Here is a 15,668-nt window from a genome sequence, read left to right as displayed (position 1 = left end):
GCGTGCGGTCGTGCGTGCCGAGGCGCACGACCCCGCCGTTCAGTACGGCACGGTGCCCCTGGCGATCGTGGTCAGGGCATCTTCGAGCCAGGATCGGGCGGCATGCCACAGCCCGCCGCCGAGTGAGATCCTGGCTACCCCCAGCCGTGCCAGCTCGGCGAGATCCGGGCCGCCGGGCAGGTAGGCGGCGTTCACCGGTGCCGGATGCACGGCCTCGACGAAGGCTGCGAGCACCTCAGGCGAACGGATGTGGATCGGATAGACACAGTCGGCGCCCGCCGCGAGGTAGCCGCGGGCCCGCTCGATCGCGTCCGCCAGCACGGCCTGCTCGTCCTCGGCCTGGAGGAACAGGTCGATACGCGCGTTCAGCACCAGCGCGTCGCCAGCGTGCTTGCGCACCGAGCCGATCAGCTTCGCCTGCGCATCGGGTGACCGGAGTACGCCCCGCAGATGGTCGGTGTCCTCGATGTTGCACCCGGAGGCCCCGATGTCGAGCAACCGGTCGGCCAGTTCCGCCGGGGGCATGCCGTACCCGGATTCGGCGTCCACCGTGACCGGAACGTCGACCGCGCGCACGATACGCGCCGCGGCGGCGAACATCTCCGTTGCGGGCGCCTGCCCGCCGTCCCGGTAACCCAATGCCGCGGCCACGGCGACCGAGCTGGTCGCGACCACCGGGAACCCGGCTGCCGCGACCAGTTGTGCGGTATCGGCGGTCCAGGCGTTCGGCAGCACCAGCGGCTTACCTGGCACATGCAGCTCCCGCAACCGCGCGGCGGTCACCAGCCTGCCTCCGGAAGGTCCTTACGGCTGGTCACGCCCAGCCGGTTCAGCGTGTTGATCAGCGCGATCGCCCAGGCGATGGCGGCGTACTGCTGCTCGGTGAACACCGCGGTGGCCTGCTCGTAGACCTCGTCCGGAACGTCCTGGGTCTGCGCCAGCCGGGTCATCGCGTCGGTCAGCGCCAGCGCGGCCCGTTCCTGCTCGGTGTAGAGCTTGGTTTCCCACCACGCGGCCAGCATGACGATCCGGCGGTCGCTCTCCCCCGCCTCGCGGGCGTCCCTGGCATGCGCGTCCAGGCAGAAGGCGCAGCCGTTGAGCTGCGAGGCCCTGATCCGGACCAGCTCCAGCAGGCCCTGGTCGAGCCCGGCGTCGGCCGCGGCCTTGGCCACCGTCTGGTCCGCGGCGCGCAGTTCCTTGAAGGCCCCCGGGAGGGCCGGACTGAGTTGGATTCGTGTGCTCACGTCCCCACGGTAACCATGACTGGTCCACGACCATGGTCCAGTCGAGCACCGAACTCGTGGTCCAGTTCCGGCTAGGATACGGACTCATGACCGGCTCCTCCCCGGGCAAGGATCTGCATCTGGACTGGTCCCCGGAGTCCGGGCGGGAAGGGCTGACCGCGGCCCTGCGCTCGGCCATCCAGGGCGGCCGGTTGCGGCACGGCGAGGCCCTGCCCTCCACCAGGGCACTGGCCCGCGACCTCGGCGTGGCCCGCGGCACGGTGACGCGGGTGTACGAGCAACTGGTCGCCGAGGGCTACCTGCGCAGTAGCCAGGGCGCACCGACCAGGGTGGCCACCACCGGTGAGCGGCCGAGTTCGCCGCCCCGCGGTGCCGGGGCCGCCCCGCCCGCCAGGTGGACCCTGCAGCCGGGGCGGCCCGATCTCTCGGCGTTCCCGCGCTCGCTCTGGAGCACGGCGACCCGGCGGGTGCTGCGCCGGGCCCCCGCCGACGCGCTGGGTTATGTCGAGGAACGTGGCCAGTACCAGCTGCGCGCCGCGCTGGCCCGGTATCTCGCCCGCAGCAGGGGCGTGCTGGCCGACCCGGACCGGATCGTGGTGTGCGCGGGTCACTCGCACGCGATCTGGCTGCTCGCCACCGTGCTGCGCGAGCGCGGTGAGCCGGAGCTGGCGTTCGAGGACCCCTCGCTGCCGATCTTCCGCTCGGTGGCCGCGAACGCGGGCGCCGTGGTGACCGGGGTCGGGGTGGACGAGTCCGGAGTCCGGGTGTCCGAACTGGACTCTCCCGCGGTGGTGGTGACGCCGGCGCACCAGTATCCGCTCGGCATGACCCTCGCGCCACCGCGGCGGGCCGAGCTCGCCAGGTGGGCGAGCACCGCCGGTGGGCTGGTGATCGAGGACGACTACGACGGCGAGTTCCGCCTCGACCGGCAGCCGGTGGGCGCGATGCAGGCGCTGGCCCCGGAACGGATCGTCTACGCGGGCACGGCCAGCAAGACGCTGGCCCCCGGGCTGCGGCTCGCCTGGCTGGTCCTCCCCCGCGCGCTGGTCGAGCCGGTGCGGGCGGCGATGGCGGCCACCGGCTGGCGTCCTTCGGCGCTGGACCAGCTGGTTCTCGCCGACCTGCTGGACTCCGGCGGCTATGACCAGCATGTGCGACGGCTACGGGCGAGCTACCGCGCCCGCCGCGACCGCCTGCTGGCGGCCGTTCCCGGATACCTGCGGCCCACCGGCATCCCCGCGGGCCTGCACCTGGTGCTGATGCTGCCCGCGGGCGGCCCGGACGAGGAGCGGGTACGCGCGGCTGCCGGCAGGCACGAGCTGGAGCTGGAGACGCTGGGCTGGAACTGGATGCGTCCCGGCGACCACCCACAGGGGCTCATCCTCGGTTACGCGGCCCCCGCCGAGCACGCCTTCGGCCCGACCGTGGACGCCCTGCTCGGCACCCTGGCCGAGGTGTTCGGGTGAGCGGCGTACGGGAACGGCCAACTCGTGCATGTGGACAGCCAACGCGTGCGCGTGGCGGGCAAACACGCGCGCGTGGGCGGCAAACACGCCGGGTGAGCTGGGGTTTATCCGCGCAGATTGTGGGTGAGCCGGTCGGCGGCAGCGTAGGGGTCGAGCCCGCCCCGGACCACCTGGTCGGCCAGTTCGGCAAGCAGGTCGCCGCCGTGCAGGTCACCCAGCTCGGTGCGCAGGGCGTGCAGCGCGATCGCCTCGATCTCGCCCGCGGCCCTGGTGGCGCGCCGCCGGTGCAGTTCACCGCGCGAGTCCAGCCACTCGCGGTGTTCGGCCAGTGCGCCGGTCACCTCGGCGGCCCCCTCACCCCTGGCGGCCACCGTGCGCAGGATCGGCTGGCGCCAGGAGTGTCCTGGCACCTCCCGCCTGCTCATCGCGATCATCTGCTTCAGCTCGCGCACGGTGGTGTCGGCGCCATCGCGGTCGGCCTTGTTCACCACGAACACATCGGCGATCTCCAGCACACCTGCCTTGGCCGCCTGGATCCCGTCTCCCATCCCCGGCGCGAGCAGCACCACCGTGGTGTCCGCGAGCCGCACGACGTCCACTTCGGACTGTCCGACCCCGACGGTCTCGATCAGCACGATGTCGAACCCCGCCGCGTCCAGTACGCGCACCGCCTGCGGGGTCGCCCAGGACAGCCCGCCAAGGTGCCCGCGGGTGGCCATCGAGCGGATGAACACCCCGCCGTCGGTGGCGTGCTCGGCCATCCGGACCCGGTCCCCGAGCAGGGCGCCGCCGGAGAACGGCGAGGAGGGGTCGATCGCGAGCACACCCACCCGCTTGCCCTGCGCGCGCAGCGCGGAGATCAACATCGAGGTGGTGGTGGACTTGCCAACCCCCGGCGGACCGGTGAGCCCGACCAGCTGCGCCCGCCCGGTGTGCGGCACCAGGGCCCGCGCGACCTCGCGCAGTTGCGGATGCGCGTCCTCGACCAGCGAGATCAGCCGGGCAACGGCGCGCGGGCTGCCTTCGGTGGCCTGGCCGACCAGTCCCTCGACGTCGAGCGGAACCGGCACGGGGTCAGTTCTTCGGCACGCTGAGCAGCAGCGCGTCACCCTGGCCACCGCCGCCGCACAGGGCCGCAGCGCCAAGGCCGCCGCCACGCCTGCGCAGCTCGTAGGCAAGGTGCACGGCCAGCCGGGCCCCGGAGGCGCCGATCGGGTGGCCGAGGGCGATCGCTCCCCCGTTCACGTTGACCAGTTCCGGGTCGACGCCGAGCTCCCTGGTGGAGACCAGCCCGACCGCGGCGAACGCCTCGTTGATCTCCACGAGGTCCAGCGCGCTCGGCTCCAGCTTCGCCTTGCCCAGCGCGGCCCGCACCGCGTTCGCGGGCTGCTCGTGCAGGCTGGCGTCCGGCCCGGCGACCACCCCGTGCGCGCCGATCTCGGCCAGCGGGGTGATTCCCAGTTCCTCGGCCTTGGCCTTGCTGGCCACCACCACGGCCGCGGCGCCATCGGAGATCTGCGAGGCCGAGCCCGCGGTGATGGTGCCGTCCGCGGCGAACGCGGGGCGCAGCGCGGCGAGCCCCTCGGCGGTGGTGTCCGCGCGCACCCCCTCGTCCGTGCCGAAGACGATCGGGTCCTTCTTCCGCTGCGGGATCTCCACCTCGACGATCTCCTCGGCGAACCGGCCGGACTCGATCGCCGCGGCCGCGCGCTGGTGCGAGCGGGCGGCGAACTCGTCCTGCTCGGCCCTGGTGAGGCCGTAGCGGCTGTTGTACTTCTCCGTGGAGGCGCCCATGGCCACCTGGTCGAAGGCGCAGAACAGGCCGTCGTGGGCCATGTGGTCGATCAGGGTGGTGTCGCCGTACTTGAAGCCGACGCGGGACTTCGGCAGCAGGTGCGGTGCCTGGGTCATCGACTCCTGGCCGCCCGCCACCACCAGGTCGAACTCACCGGCGCGGATGAGCTGGTCGGCGAGCGCGATGGCGTCGAGGCCGGAGAGGCAGACCTTGTTCACGGTCAGGGCGGGGACGCCCATCGGGATGCCAGCGGCCACCGCGGCCTGCCGGGCCGGTATCTGCCCCACGCCCGCGGTGAGCACCTGGCCCATGATCGTGTACTGCACCGCCTCCGGGGCGACTCCCGCCCGCTCCAGCGCGGCCTTGATGGCGAACCCGCCGAGCTGGGCACCGGTGAAGTCCTTGAGCGAGCCGAGCAACCGGCCGATCGGGGTACGGGCGGCGCCAAGGAGCACGGAACCGGACACGACAGCCTCCAAGCCTCGTTGCGGGACCAACGCGGAAACGATACCGCCCAGTATGCGGGACTGAATCGAACACTGTGAGGGGGCGCACGAGGCACGACGGGTGACCGACGGCCTACCCTGCTCGGCATGAGTAGCAACTGGCGGTCGTTCGTCACCACCATCGACCATGTCGGTGTGGCCGTCGCGGACCTCGATGCCGCGATCGACTTCTATGCCACCACCTTCGGCCTTGCGGCCACGCACACCGAGGTGAACGAGGAGCAGGGCGTCCGCGAGGCGATGCTGCACGCTCCCGGTGACACCGACGGCCCCGCGGTGCAGTTGCTCGCCCCGCTGCGGCCGGATTCGACGATCGCGAAGTTCCTGGACAACAAGGGGCCCGGCCTGCAGCAGCTCGCCTACCGGGTCACCGATCTGGAACAGGCCTCGGCGGCGTTGCGGGAGCAGGGCCTGCGCCTGCTGTACGACGAGCCACGGCGCGGCACCGCGAACAGCAGGGTGAACTTCGTGCACCCGAAGGACGCAGGCGGCGTGCTCATCGAGCTGGTCGAACCCGCGGCAGGGGAGCACTAGGCCATGTTCTGAGAAGGCACATCGCCGCGTGGCCCACCGCGCCCGGAGAGGGCCTCGGCGATGAACGCGAGCTCCCGTTCCATCAGATCGGGGCCGGCATCCTCACCATGCCTTGCCACCGAGTGGCGGTAGCTCACCGCACGGGCCAGCAGCCCGGATGCGCTTTCCACGTCGGCGAGCGCGAGCCCGCCGGCGCCCGCGGCGGTGATCACCGAGCGCACCTGGTGCACCAGCACCGTGAAGCGCGCCTGCAGCGCGTCCCGCACCGCGCGATGCGTATCGGCCTCCCGCCACAGCAGATGGGACAACATCCTGGAGGCGGACAGCCTGCGGTCCAGTTCGGCGACCAGCCTGCGCAGGCTCTCCGCGATATCGCCCGGCACCACGACCCTGGCCGGCTCGATCCGCTCGTCCGGCAACCGTTCGACCAGCGCCGTCAACAGGTCCGACTTACGACGGAAGTAGTAATGGACCAGACCCTTGGGTACCCCGGCACGCTCGGCGATCCGGGAGGTCGGTGTCGCCTCGAAGCCGGACCTTGCGAACAGCTCCTCGGCGGCGACCAGGATGCGCTCCCGTGCCGACGGGTCCTCCTTCGACCCCTTCGACCTCGCCACCGGCTTGCTCCTTCTCGTACGTTCGGGCCCACAACGGTAACCGTCGTGGGCCCGAGCCTGTCGAACTCAGTGCTGGATGAACTCAGTGCTGGCCTGCCGTGCGACCGTGCGCCGCATTCGCCATCGGCAGCGCGATGGCCCCGGCCACGACGGTCAGCACACCGATGATCCAGGACGTCCATGCGGCTCCGGTCATCTCGGCGTAGCCCATCACCCACGGCGAGATGAAGAGTAAGACGCCGAGGACGATTTGAATACCTTCGCCGTACACCATCCCGGGCATCGCCAGTGATGCGAGGCCATCGAGAGCCACCAGCGCGCCAAGGACGATCAGCGTCCACATCGCGGCGGTGTTGGTCTCCATCCACAGCGGGGTCAGCACCGCCACCACGCCGAGTACCACCTCAGCCCAGTCGTAGGGCCGCGTCCATGGACGTGCCGAAGTCTCGGCCATCGTGATCACCTCCGAGGGAGTCACTCCGTGAGCCGCGCGTTTCGCGGTCCCACCTGCATTCTCCGCCTTGATTGGCCAGCCGGTCAAACGCTGGCGCGGGTGAAATGTGAGATTGACTCGCGGAGTTGTGCTCCTCGTTACTCGTCAGTAATTTAAGGCCCCAGTCCGCCGAGTCCGCCCCCATTCCCGCGGAGGTCCCGATGTCCCAGCAGGCGTTGAGTGAGATCCGGCAAGCCATCCTGACCGACCAGCTCGACGCGATCGGCTCGCTCGAGCTGCCCGCGAGCTATCGCGGGGTCACCGTGCACGCCGATGAGGCCGAGATGTTCGCGGGCATGGCCAGCGCGGACAAGGACCCGCGCAAGTCCCTGCACGTGGACGAGGTGCCCACCCCCGAACTGGGACCCGGCGAGGCACTGGTCGCCGTGATGGCCAGTGCGATCAACTACAACACGGTGTGGACCTCGATCTTCGAGCCGCTGCCCACCTTCAAGTTCCTCAAGCGCTACGGCCGGATCTCCCCGCTGGCCGCGCGGCACGACCTGCCGTACCACGTGGTCGGCTCGGACCTGTCCGGCGTGGTGCTGCGCACCGGGCCCGGGGTGCAGAAATGGAAGCCGGGTGACGAGGTGGTCGCGCACTGCCTCGACGTGGACCTGGAGGGCCCGGACGGGCACAACGACACGATGCTCGACTCCGAGCAGCGGATCTGGGGGTTCGAGACGAACTTCGGCGGGCTCGCCGAGGTGTCCCTGGTCAAGACCAACCAGCTGATGCCAAAGCCCGCCCACCTGACCTGGGAGGAGGCGGCCTGCCCCGGCCTGGTGAACTCCACGGCCTACCGGCAGCTGGTCTCCCGCAACGGCGCCGATATGAAACAGGGCGATGTGGTGCTGATCTGGGGCGCCTCCGGCGGCCTCGGCTCCTACGCCACCCAGTTCGCGCTGGCCGGGGGCGCGATCCCGGTGTGCGTGGTGTCCAGTGCGGAGAAGGCCGAGCTGTGCCGCAGGCTCGGCGCGGAACTGATCATCGACCGCAACGCCGAGGGTTACCGGTTCTGGAAGGACGAGCACACTCAGGACCCCAAGGAATGGCAGCGGTTCGGCGCCAAGATCAGGGAGCTCACCGGTGGCGAGGACCCGGACATCGTGTTCGAGCATCCGGGAAGGGAGACCTTCGGCGCCTCGGTGTACGCGACCCGCAAGGGCGGCACGATCGTCAGCTGCGCCTCAACCTCCGGATATCTGCACCAGTTCGACAACCGCTACCTGTGGATGAACCTGAAACGGATCATCGGCTCGCATTTCGCCAACTACCGGGAGTCCTGGGAGGCCAACCGGCTCATCGCCAAGGGCCGGATTCATCCCACGCTGTCAAGGACCTACCCGCTCGAGCAGACCGGCCAGGCCGCACTGGACGTCCATCGCAACGCGCACCAGGGCAAGGTCGGCGTGCTCTGCCTTTCCCCCGAGGAAGGTCTCGGCGTGCGCGATCACGAACTGCGCACGAAGCATCTGGAGCGGATCAACACCTTCCGCGGCGTGTGATTCCGGTAAAACCACGCGGCTGCGGACGTGTGCCACAGAGCCGCGTGTGGTTGCGGCTAGGCTGGGCCCATGAGCCTTGGCGAAGAACGGGAGCTCGTACCGCTGGGAGCCGGCTTCGATCTCGCGAAGCGCGGCTACGACAAAGTTCAGGTGGACGAGCATCTGGAACGGTTGGACAGCGACCTGAAGATGCTCGCCCAGGACCGGGATGCCGCCATTTCGCAGGCCGGTGACCTGGCCCGGCAGCTCGAGGCCGCGCGCGGGGAGATCGACGACCTGCGCGGTCAGGTCGAACGCCTCGCGCAGCCACCCACCACATTGGAAGGCTTGTCCGAGCGGCTGCAGCGGATGCTGCGGCTGGCGCAGGACGAGGCCGCCGACACCCGGGCCCGCGCCGAGGCCGAGGCCGGGCACATCCGCGCCAAGGCGGAAAGCGACGCCAGCGCGATGCGCGCTCGGTACGAGGAACTGCTGACCGAACTCTCCGACCGGCGCAAGGCGATGGAGGCCGAACACCGCAAGGTGCTCGAGGACGCGCGTGCCGAAGCCGAGTCGATCACCAGCAAGGCCAAGGCCGAGCGGGATCGGCTCGACGAGGAGGCCGAACAGCGCCGCACTCAGGTCGAAGAGGACTTCGAGATGGCCATGGCCACTCGGCGCAACGAGGCCATGCGGGTGCTCGCCGAGCAGGAGGCGACCAGCAAGGCCGAGGCCGAGCGACGAGTTCGCGAGGCCACCGACGAGGCGGCCGCGATCCGGGCCAAGGTCGCCGAGGAGGAGGCGGCCGCCAAGGCGGATATCGACCGGCGGCAGCGCGAGTCGGTCGCGGATGCCAACCAGCGCAAGCAGAACTCGATCAGCGAGGCGAACGCGCGGGTCGCGGAGGCCGCCGACGAGGCACGCCGCCGGGTCCGGGAGGCCACCGAGGAGGCGAACCGCAAGATCAACCACGCCACCGAGCGGGTGGAGGCGCTGCGCAAGCTGCGCAACGCCATCGCCGAGCAGGTGCAGGGCGCGCGGTCGATGCTGGCCGAGGCCGATGCCGCGCTCGGCAACGCCGGACCGATCGTGGAACCGCTACCTGAGGAACGCGAGGAGGCGGCCGAGCACTCGGACACTTCGGAGCAGCAACCGGTCACCGCCGGTAGTCGCACTAACGGCGAGTCGCCGGGGACGTCACAGCCGCAACCGAAACCCAAGCCGAACGTAACTCACGAGTAGGTTAGGGCTGCGCGCGGACGGCGGTGGCGTTACTGTCGCCTCTGCACCTCGTGCATGTCCCATTCAACCCCGCTCGAGCAGCTTCGCTGGAGGATTCGGATGGCCGCCTATCAGACCGTGGTCGTCGGTACCGACGGTTCCGACTCATCGTTCAACGCCGTGGACCGGGCGGCCAGCGTAGCCGCCGACTCCGGGGCGACGCTGGTCATCGCCTGCGCCTACTACCCGGCGAGCAAGCAGGATGTGGAGAAGGCGCAGGACGTCCTGCGGGATGAGGCATACCAGGTGGTCGGTTCCGCGCCGGCGGAGGACACCCTGCAGAGCGCGCGGGACCGGGCGGCGCGGGCGGGCGCCACCAAGGTCGAGACGGTGCCGGTGGTTGGCGAGCCGGTGGAGTCGTTGCGCAAGGTGGTGACCGACCACTCGGCCGACCTGCTCGTGGTGGGCAACCGGGGCCTGAACACCCTCGCCGGCCGCATCCTCGGCTCGGTGCCCTCCGAGGTGGCTCGCAAGTCCGGCGTGGACGTGCTGATCGTGCACACCACCTGAACCGCATGGCCGAGGAGCGTGACGTCGAGCCGGACGCGGGTGAGCTGCAGCAGCGGCTGGAACGAATCCTGCTCGGCGGCAGGCGCAAGTACACGCGGTTGCAGGTGGCCGAGAAGTCCGGGGTGCCCGAGGAGCGCTCCCGCAGACTGTGGCGTGCGCTGGGGTTCGCCACCGTGCCCGATGACGAGGTGGTGTTCACCGACGCCGATGTGGAGGCCGTGCGGATCGCCGACGGGCTGATCGAGGCGGGCCTGATCGACCCCGCGGTGGAAGCATCGGTGACCCGTGCGCTCGGCCAGCACCTGTCCCGGCTGGCGGAATGGCAGGTGGACCTGCTGTGGAACATGATCCTGGAGAACGAGGATCTTCGGCGTAACGAGCGCCAGATCGCCAGGCTGGTGGACCAGCTGCTGCCCGAGCTGGAGCGGGTGCAGACCTTCGTCTGGCGCCGCCACCTCGCCGCCTACGCCGGCCGGGCCCTGGCCGCGCCCGGCGAGAACCTGGAAACCCGGACCGAGGTGGTCGGGTTCGTCGACATGGTCGGCTACACCCGGCTGACCAGGAAGATCGACGAGGCCGAGCTCAGCGACATCCTGGACCGCTTCGAGGCGGTGGCGGCCGAAGTGATCGCCGAACACCATGGCCGGGTGGTGAAAATGATCGGCGACGAGGTGCTGTTCGTCGCCGATACCCCGGCGGACGGCGCCGAGATCGCGCTCACGCTGACCGAACGCACCAGCGCCGACGAGGAACTGCCACCGGTGCGCGCCGGCCTGGCCAGCGGCCGGATCCTGAGCAGGTTCGGTGACGTGTACGGCTCGGTGGTGAACCTCGCCGCCCGGCTGACCTCACTGGCCCGCCCCGGCACCATCCTGGTGGACCGGACGATGACCGACGCCCTCACCGGCAACGCGGCTTACGAGCTACGCAGCAAGCGCCCGGTTTCGGTTCGTGGCTACAACCGGCTGCGCCCCTCCGCCCTGCGCAGGGCACGCGGAGGTTCCGGCGGCTTCGCCAGCGGCCAGCAGCTCACCGCCGAGTTGCTCGGTCTCGCCCGGCCGAAGGTGGCGGACGAGGCTTCCACCGCGGACGCTCCCGGCGCCGCCCGCCCGGCACGGCCAACCCCACGCCCCCGCCGCCGCAGGCGCCGCTGACCCGCGCCGGCATTCGACCCACCCCGCGTGCTGGCCCTTTCACCCGATCGTGTATCGAACACATGAGCGATTACGCGGTAGTCTGGGGTTGTGACCAGGACCTTCGGCACCGACACCTCCCGCATGAGCGAGGAGGAACTCCTGACCGCGCTGGGCGACCTCGAACAGCAGCGGCGAGCTCTGTATGCCCGCGAGTTGGCGGTCCTGGCCGAGTTGGACGGGCGCGGCACCGCGAACCAGAAGGGCTACCGCGACCTGCCGACCTTGACCCGGGAGATCCTGCGGGTCAACCCGTATGACGCCCGCCAACGGGTCGCGCATGCGCGGGCGGTGGTGCGGCGGCACGGCCCGGGCGGCATACCTTTGGAACCCGACCTCCCCGAGGTCGGCGCCGCCGCGGCCGAAGGCGCGATCGGGCCCGAGCACATCGAGACCATCCGCGCCACCATCACCCGCTTCCCCCAACCCGTCAGCCTGCCCGACCGGGAACACGCCGAAGCGCTGCTGACCAAGGCCGCGCGGGAGTACGAACCCCACACCATCACCACCCTGGGCCGGGAGATCCTGGCCCGGCTGGACCAGGACGGCACCCCACCCACCGAAGACGAACTCGCCCGGCCGGAACGCTCCCTGGACTGGCGACAAACCCGCGGCGGACGACTCCGCGGCACCTTCGACCTCGACGCCGAAACCGCGGCGGTACTGACCGGGCTGATCGAACCCCGCGCCAAACCCTCCAGCACCACAGACGAACCCGACCGCCGGAGCACGTACCAACGCCAGGGGGACGCATTCGCCGACGTGCTGCGCGTCGCGGCCGGATGCCCCGAAGAAGGACCCACCGAGGCGGGCGAACCCTTCACCGTCATGGTGACCATCACCCTCGAAGACTTGAAGCACGGCACCGGATACGGGCTACTACACGGGCAGGAGTCCTACTCCGCCGCCCAAATCCGGCGCATGGCCTGCGACGCGTATGTCGTGCCCGCGGTGCTGGGCGGCAAAGGCGAGATCCTCGACATCGGACAACGCACCCGCACCGTACCCCTCGCCATCCGCAGAGCCTTGATCCTGCGCGACCGCGGATGCACCTTCCCCGGCTGCCGCAGAAAACCCAAACAATGCCAAGCCCACCACGTCATCCCCTGGGCCCTCGGAGGACCCACCGCCCTACACAACCTCACCCTGCTGTGCTGGTACCACCACAACCTCATCCACCACACCGACTGGTCAATGCGCATACGCAACGGACTACCCGAATTCCTACCCCCGGCCTTCCTCGATCCGGAACGAAGACCCAGACGCAACCTCCTCCACCACCAAGGGGGTGCGGAATGAACCGCGCGCGATCAGCGATCGGCGGGGAGCACGGCGTACTGGCGTACGTACAGGTCGGTGTAGGTGACCGGGCCGCGTGGGCCAGGGACCTTGTCCAGGTTGATCCCGGTCTCCGGGACGCCACGCAGCTTGAAACCGTCGAGCAGCCGGGTGGGGGCGTTCCAGAACACGCCCGTGCCCTGGTAGCTGTCGAAGAAGGCCTCGGCGGCGGTGGCGTCCTCGGTGGCGATACCTGCGGCGAGGCCGGAGGTGCTCTCGTTGGCGATGGTGACGGCCTCGGTGAGGCTGGCGACCCGCGCCACGGTCACGGTCGCCTCACTCTCGGAGTCCAGGGCCCACTCGTAGCCGATCGGGTGCTCGTGTGGGGGCAGGGACGGCCGGACCTCGCGCTCGGCCAGTGCCTCGGACACCACCGGCCAGATCTCGTCGTAGACCTCGGCGTGGATCAGCAGCAGGTTCAGCCGGTTGCACACGCCCAGCCGGTCCAGGCTGGTGTCCACCAGGGCGCGCACCACGCCGGGGTCGGCGGCCGAGTCCACGTACAGCACCCCGCCGCCGTCGGCGTGGGCCAGGGTACGGACGCCGTGGGTTGCGGCCTCGGTGGCCAGCGACCTCGTGCTGTCCCCGCTGCCCCGCAGGATCACCAGCGGCACCAGCGCCGGCAGGCTCACCAGGGCCGCGGCGGCCTCCCGCTCCACCCTCGGCACCAGCTGCACCACCTCGGGCTCGATCCCGGCCTCGGCCAGCGCGGGGGCGACCACCACCTCCAGCAGCTTCTGCGCGGACTCCAGCGCGGCAGAGCCGGTCCGCAGGACTCCCGCGTTGCGGGACTTCACCAGCTGCGAGGCCACGTCCACGGTGACATTCGGGCGCGCCTCGTAGTTCGCCCCGATCACGCCGACCGGGCGCCTGCGCTCAACCAGCCGCAGACCGCCATCCAGCTCGGACAGCGGGATGCTGCGCTGCGGATGGGAGGCGGCGGCGAGCAGCCGCAGTTGCTCGGCCATCCCGGTGAGCCGCTGCTCGGTGATGGTCAGCCGGTCCAGCAACCCGGCGCTCATCCCCTCGGCGTGGGCCCTGCTGATATCCGCGGCATTGGCCTCCAGCACGGCCTCCCTGCCGGACAGCAACCGCTCGGCCATCCCGTTCAGCGTGGCGTCAATGGCCTGGTCACCCGCCGTGGCCAGGGAGGGCGCGGCCGCCTTGGCCGCGCGTGCGCACTCCTCGACCGCCTTGGCCACGTCCTCGTTCACCGGGTCGTTCACCACACAGTGCCCTTCTCGCCCCGTCCAACTGCCTCGCGGGGTCCCAGTGTGCCGCAATGGCGGCCTGGCCGTGCAGCCGGTCTCAGCGCGCGACGGGTTCGATCAGCAGGCTTCCACCCACGATCAGGCAGGTCACCGTGAGCACCGCGAGGATCAGCACCCACAGGGCCGCTGGCACCCCGGTCAACCGTGCCAGCTGGTCGGCATCGGAGTCCCTTGCGGCCCCCCGGCGGCGCTTGAGCTGCAGTTCGAACACCGGACGTATCCCGCCGAACAACAGGAACCAGGTCATCACGTAGACGAACGCGGCCTGCACGGCCGGCGGAGCGAGCAGCGCGACCCCGGCCAGCACCGCCGCGGAGGCCACCACGGCGAACACCCCGTAGGCGTTGCGCACCATCACCAGCACGCCCAGCAGCAACGCCGCCGCGATACCGAGCAGGATGGCCATCCAGCCAGAGGACAGCAGCACCGCGAACAGCACCCCCAGCAGGGCGGGTGCCGGATAGCCTGCCAGCGTGGTGAGCACCATGCCGGGGCCGCTTGGCTTGCCCCGCGACACGGTCACGCCGGAGGTGTCCGAATGCAACCGGATGCCCCGCAACCGGCGGCCGACCAGGACGGCCACCAGCGCATGCCCTGCCTCGTGCACGATGGTCACGACATGGCGCGCCAGCCGCCACGGCGAGCCGGACAGCACCAGCAGCAACGCCGCCGCACCGGTCACCGCCACGATGGACACCGAGGTTTCCGGCTGCGTTTCGAACAGCTTCCAGATTCCGTCCTCGTCGGTCTGCTCCACGTGTGCAGCTCACCACATGCCGGTTCGCCTGCGACCGCGGGGACGGGTGTCCCTGTGTTACGGTGGGGCCATGGGAACATTGTCCTGCTTCTGCGTGGCGTACGCGCGGCCCCGGCTGCGGCTCGCCTGAACGCAGCGGCTGACTGATTCTTCTCGACCGCTGACGCCTCCTCTTTCTCGCTAGGTTCGGGCGTCGGCCGTCTCTTTCTTCCTTACCGGCTTCGGCCGCTGCGTCATGACCGTCCATGCGCGCGTTTCTCCGCGCGCTCCCTCGCTCATGACGTGGAGTCGAACCATGCCCAGTTCAGGGCTCTCCTCTTCCTTTCCGACCGCGCCGAACCCGTCCGGGGTGCATTTCCTCGCCGCCCGCGAGGTCGTGCACAGCCTGCTCGAATCCTGCCCGGTCGGCCCGGCCGATCTGGTGCTCGATCTCGGCGCGGGACCAGGCGCCATCACCGCTCCCCTGGTGCGGACCGGGGCGAAGGTGATCGCCGTGGAACGCGATCCCGCCTTCGCCCGCAAACTCAGCAACCGGCTGGACGGTCACCACAACCTCCGGGTGGTGACCGACGACCTGCGCACCGTTCCGTTGCCACGCAAGGAGTTCGCCGTGGTGGCGAGTATCCCGTACGCGGTGTCCTCCGCATTGCTGCGCAGGCTGCTGCACCCCTGCCCGACCCCGCTGCGGCGGGCCGCGTTGATCGTGGAATGGGGCTTCGCCAAGCGGCTGGCCCGTACCGTGCCACGCAACCGGGAACAGGCATGGTGGGCGGCCCGGTTCGAGCTCGAACTCGTCCGCAGGGTCCCGGCCCGCTGCTTCCGGCCGGTGCCAAGCGTGGACTCGGCCGTGCTCGCCATCCGCGGCCGCAACCTCGGCCTGCGGGCCGAAACGGCGCTGTGGACACTGCTCGGCGCCGCCTACCGGGATCCGCGCGGCCCGGCACGCACCGCGGTCGCGGCGGCACTCGCCGGGCGCAAGATCCGTGGCCCGTTGCAGGCCTGCGGGATCTCGCCGAACGAACCGGCTGGCACGGTGCCCGCCCGGCGGTGGGCGGCACTCGCGCGGCGGCTCGCCGCGGATCCCGCGCTGCACTGGCCGAGGTTGCCCCGGGAGCTTCGCGCCGCCGACCGTACCGCGCCGGGACGCAGACGCCGGGGGCGATCATGACGCATACT

The 15,668-nt window shown here is 70.6% G+C and carries 16 protein-coding genes; 8 read left to right on the top strand and 8 right to left on the bottom strand.

All coding sequences use genetic code 11. From position 1 onward, the window contains the following. Window positions 1-39 precede the first annotated feature (39 nt). Window positions 40-783, bottom strand: a complete 744-nt coding sequence (locus KOI47_RS10635; protein WP_216215809.1) for an isocitrate lyase/PEP mutase family protein — start codon at window positions 781-783, stop codon at window positions 40-42. Then, the gene (locus KOI47_RS10630) at window positions 780-1,244 is read right to left on the bottom strand and encodes a carboxymuconolactone decarboxylase family protein (RefSeq protein ID WP_216215808.1); all 465 of its coding nucleotides are present in this window, start codon (window positions 1,242-1,244) and stop codon (window positions 780-782) included. The genes KOI47_RS10635 and KOI47_RS10630 overlap by 4 nt, the downstream gene beginning before the upstream one ends. Window positions 1,245-1,330: 86 nt before the next feature. Here KOI47_RS10630 and pdxR point away from each other — a divergent pair, with 86 nt between their 5' ends. Then, window positions 1,331-2,710, top strand: coding sequence for a MocR-like pyridoxine biosynthesis transcription factor PdxR (gene pdxR / locus KOI47_RS10625; RefSeq protein ID WP_216215807.1), 1,380 nt, complete (start codon window positions 1,331-1,333; stop codon window positions 2,708-2,710). Window positions 2,711-2,814: 104 nt separating this feature from the next. Here pdxR and meaB read toward each other — a convergent pair whose 3' ends face one another. Both meaB and KOI47_RS10615 read right to left on the bottom strand, forming a co-directional pair. Next, window positions 2,815-3,780, bottom strand: a complete 966-nt coding sequence (gene meaB, locus KOI47_RS10620) for a methylmalonyl Co-A mutase-associated GTPase MeaB (protein ID WP_216215806.1) — start codon at window positions 3,778-3,780, stop codon at window positions 2,815-2,817. 4 nt (window positions 3,781-3,784) lie between these two features. Continuing rightward, the gene (locus KOI47_RS10615) at window positions 3,785-4,972 is read right to left on the bottom strand and encodes an acetyl-CoA C-acetyltransferase (RefSeq protein WP_216215805.1); all 1,188 of its coding nucleotides are present in this window, start codon (window positions 4,970-4,972) and stop codon (window positions 3,785-3,787) included. Between the two features lie 126 nt (window positions 4,973-5,098). Here KOI47_RS10615 and mce point away from each other — a divergent pair, with 126 nt between their 5' ends. Further along, complete coding sequence (mce, locus tag KOI47_RS10610; RefSeq protein WP_216215804.1) at window positions 5,099-5,545, top strand: methylmalonyl-CoA epimerase; 447 nt, start codon at window positions 5,099-5,101, stop codon at window positions 5,543-5,545. Here mce and KOI47_RS10605 read toward each other — a convergent pair. Continuing rightward, on the bottom strand, window positions 5,542-6,162 hold the full coding sequence (locus tag KOI47_RS10605) for a TetR/AcrR family transcriptional regulator (protein WP_216215803.1): 621 nt from the start codon (window positions 6,160-6,162) through the stop codon (window positions 5,542-5,544). The genes mce and KOI47_RS10605 overlap by 4 nt on opposite strands. 82 nt (window positions 6,163-6,244) lie before the next feature. Continuing rightward, on the bottom strand, window positions 6,245-6,616 hold the full coding sequence (locus KOI47_RS10600; protein ID WP_216215802.1) for an SPW repeat protein: 372 nt from the start codon (window positions 6,614-6,616) through the stop codon (window positions 6,245-6,247). Window positions 6,617-6,816: 200 nt separating this feature from the next. Here KOI47_RS10600 and ccrA point away from each other — a divergent pair, with 200 nt between their 5' ends. The 5 genes from ccrA (at window position 6,817) to KOI47_RS10575 (ending at window position 12,425) form a co-directional block, all read left to right on the top strand. After that, window positions 6,817-8,163, top strand: a complete 1,347-nt coding sequence (gene ccrA, locus KOI47_RS10595; protein ID WP_216215801.1) for a crotonyl-CoA carboxylase/reductase — start codon at window positions 6,817-6,819, stop codon at window positions 8,161-8,163. A 69-nt stretch (window positions 8,164-8,232) separates the two neighbouring features. Then, entirely contained in the window at window positions 8,233-9,384 is a 1,152-nt protein-coding gene (locus KOI47_RS10590) for a coiled-coil domain-containing protein (protein WP_232376674.1), read from the top strand. Between the two features lie 99 nt (window positions 9,385-9,483). Then, entirely contained in the window at window positions 9,484-9,933 is a 450-nt protein-coding gene (locus KOI47_RS10585) for a universal stress protein (protein ID WP_216215800.1), read from the top strand. Between the two features lie 5 nt (window positions 9,934-9,938). Then, entirely contained in the window at window positions 9,939-11,087 is a 1,149-nt protein-coding gene (locus KOI47_RS10580; RefSeq protein WP_216215799.1) for an adenylate/guanylate cyclase domain-containing protein, read from the top strand. A gap of 90 nt (window positions 11,088-11,177) precedes the next feature. Next, window positions 11,178-12,425, top strand: a complete 1,248-nt coding sequence (locus KOI47_RS10575) for an HNH endonuclease signature motif containing protein (protein WP_216215798.1) — start codon at window positions 11,178-11,180, stop codon at window positions 12,423-12,425. An 11-nt stretch (window positions 12,426-12,436) separates the two neighbouring features. On the opposite strand, the gene KOI47_RS10570 is transcribed toward KOI47_RS10575, so the two are convergent. Then, entirely contained in the window at window positions 12,437-13,690 is a 1,254-nt protein-coding gene (locus KOI47_RS10570) for an aldehyde dehydrogenase family protein (RefSeq protein ID WP_216215797.1), read from the bottom strand. A gap of 82 nt (window positions 13,691-13,772) precedes the next feature. After that, window positions 13,773-14,468 carry a M50 family metallopeptidase gene (locus tag KOI47_RS10565; protein WP_408629928.1) on the bottom strand — a complete coding sequence of 232 codons (696 nt, stop codon included), beginning with the start codon at window positions 14,466-14,468 and terminating at the stop codon, window positions 13,773-13,775. Between the two features lie 319 nt (window positions 14,469-14,787). Here KOI47_RS10565 and KOI47_RS10560 point away from each other — a divergent pair, with 319 nt between their 5' ends. Further along, window positions 14,788-15,660 carry an rRNA adenine N(6)-methyltransferase family protein gene (locus KOI47_RS10560; RefSeq protein ID WP_232376673.1) on the top strand — a complete coding sequence of 291 codons (873 nt, stop codon included), beginning with the start codon at window positions 14,788-14,790 and terminating at the stop codon, window positions 15,658-15,660. Window positions 15,661-15,668: the final 8 nt, after the last annotated feature.

It is taken from the genome of Amycolatopsis aidingensis (genome assembly GCF_018885265.1).
Taxonomy (GTDB): domain Bacteria; phylum Actinomycetota; class Actinomycetes; order Mycobacteriales; family Pseudonocardiaceae; genus Amycolatopsis; species Amycolatopsis aidingensis.
Note: the sequence above shows the minus strand (reverse complement) of the source record. Positions and strands in the feature narration are given on the sequence as shown.

What these genes read in the sequence shown, in the direction of transcription:
- KOI47_RS10600 (WP_216215802.1), bottom strand. Translation starts at nt 6,616, where the DNA reads ATGGCCGAGACTTCGGCACGTCCATGGACGCGGCCCTACGACTGGGCT.
- KOI47_RS10590 (WP_232376674.1), top strand. Translation starts at nt 8,233, where the DNA reads ATGAGCCTTGGCGAAGAACGGGAGCTCGTACCGCTGGGAGCCGGCTTC.
- KOI47_RS10580 (WP_216215799.1), top strand. Translation starts at nt 9,939, where the DNA reads ATGGCCGAGGAGCGTGACGTCGAGCCGGACGCGGGTGAGCTGCAGCAG.
- pdxR (WP_216215807.1), top strand. Translation starts at nt 1,331, where the DNA reads ATGACCGGCTCCTCCCCGGGCAAGGATCTGCATCTGGACTGGTCCCCG.
- KOI47_RS10585 (WP_216215800.1), top strand. Translation starts at nt 9,484, where the DNA reads ATGGCCGCCTATCAGACCGTGGTCGTCGGTACCGACGGTTCCGACTCA.
- KOI47_RS10560 (WP_232376673.1), top strand. Translation starts at nt 14,788, where the DNA reads ATGCCCAGTTCAGGGCTCTCCTCTTCCTTTCCGACCGCGCCGAACCCG.
- ccrA (WP_216215801.1), top strand. Translation starts at nt 6,817, where the DNA reads ATGTCCCAGCAGGCGTTGAGTGAGATCCGGCAAGCCATCCTGACCGAC.
- mce (WP_216215804.1), top strand. Translation starts at nt 5,099, where the DNA reads ATGAGTAGCAACTGGCGGTCGTTCGTCACCACCATCGACCATGTCGGT.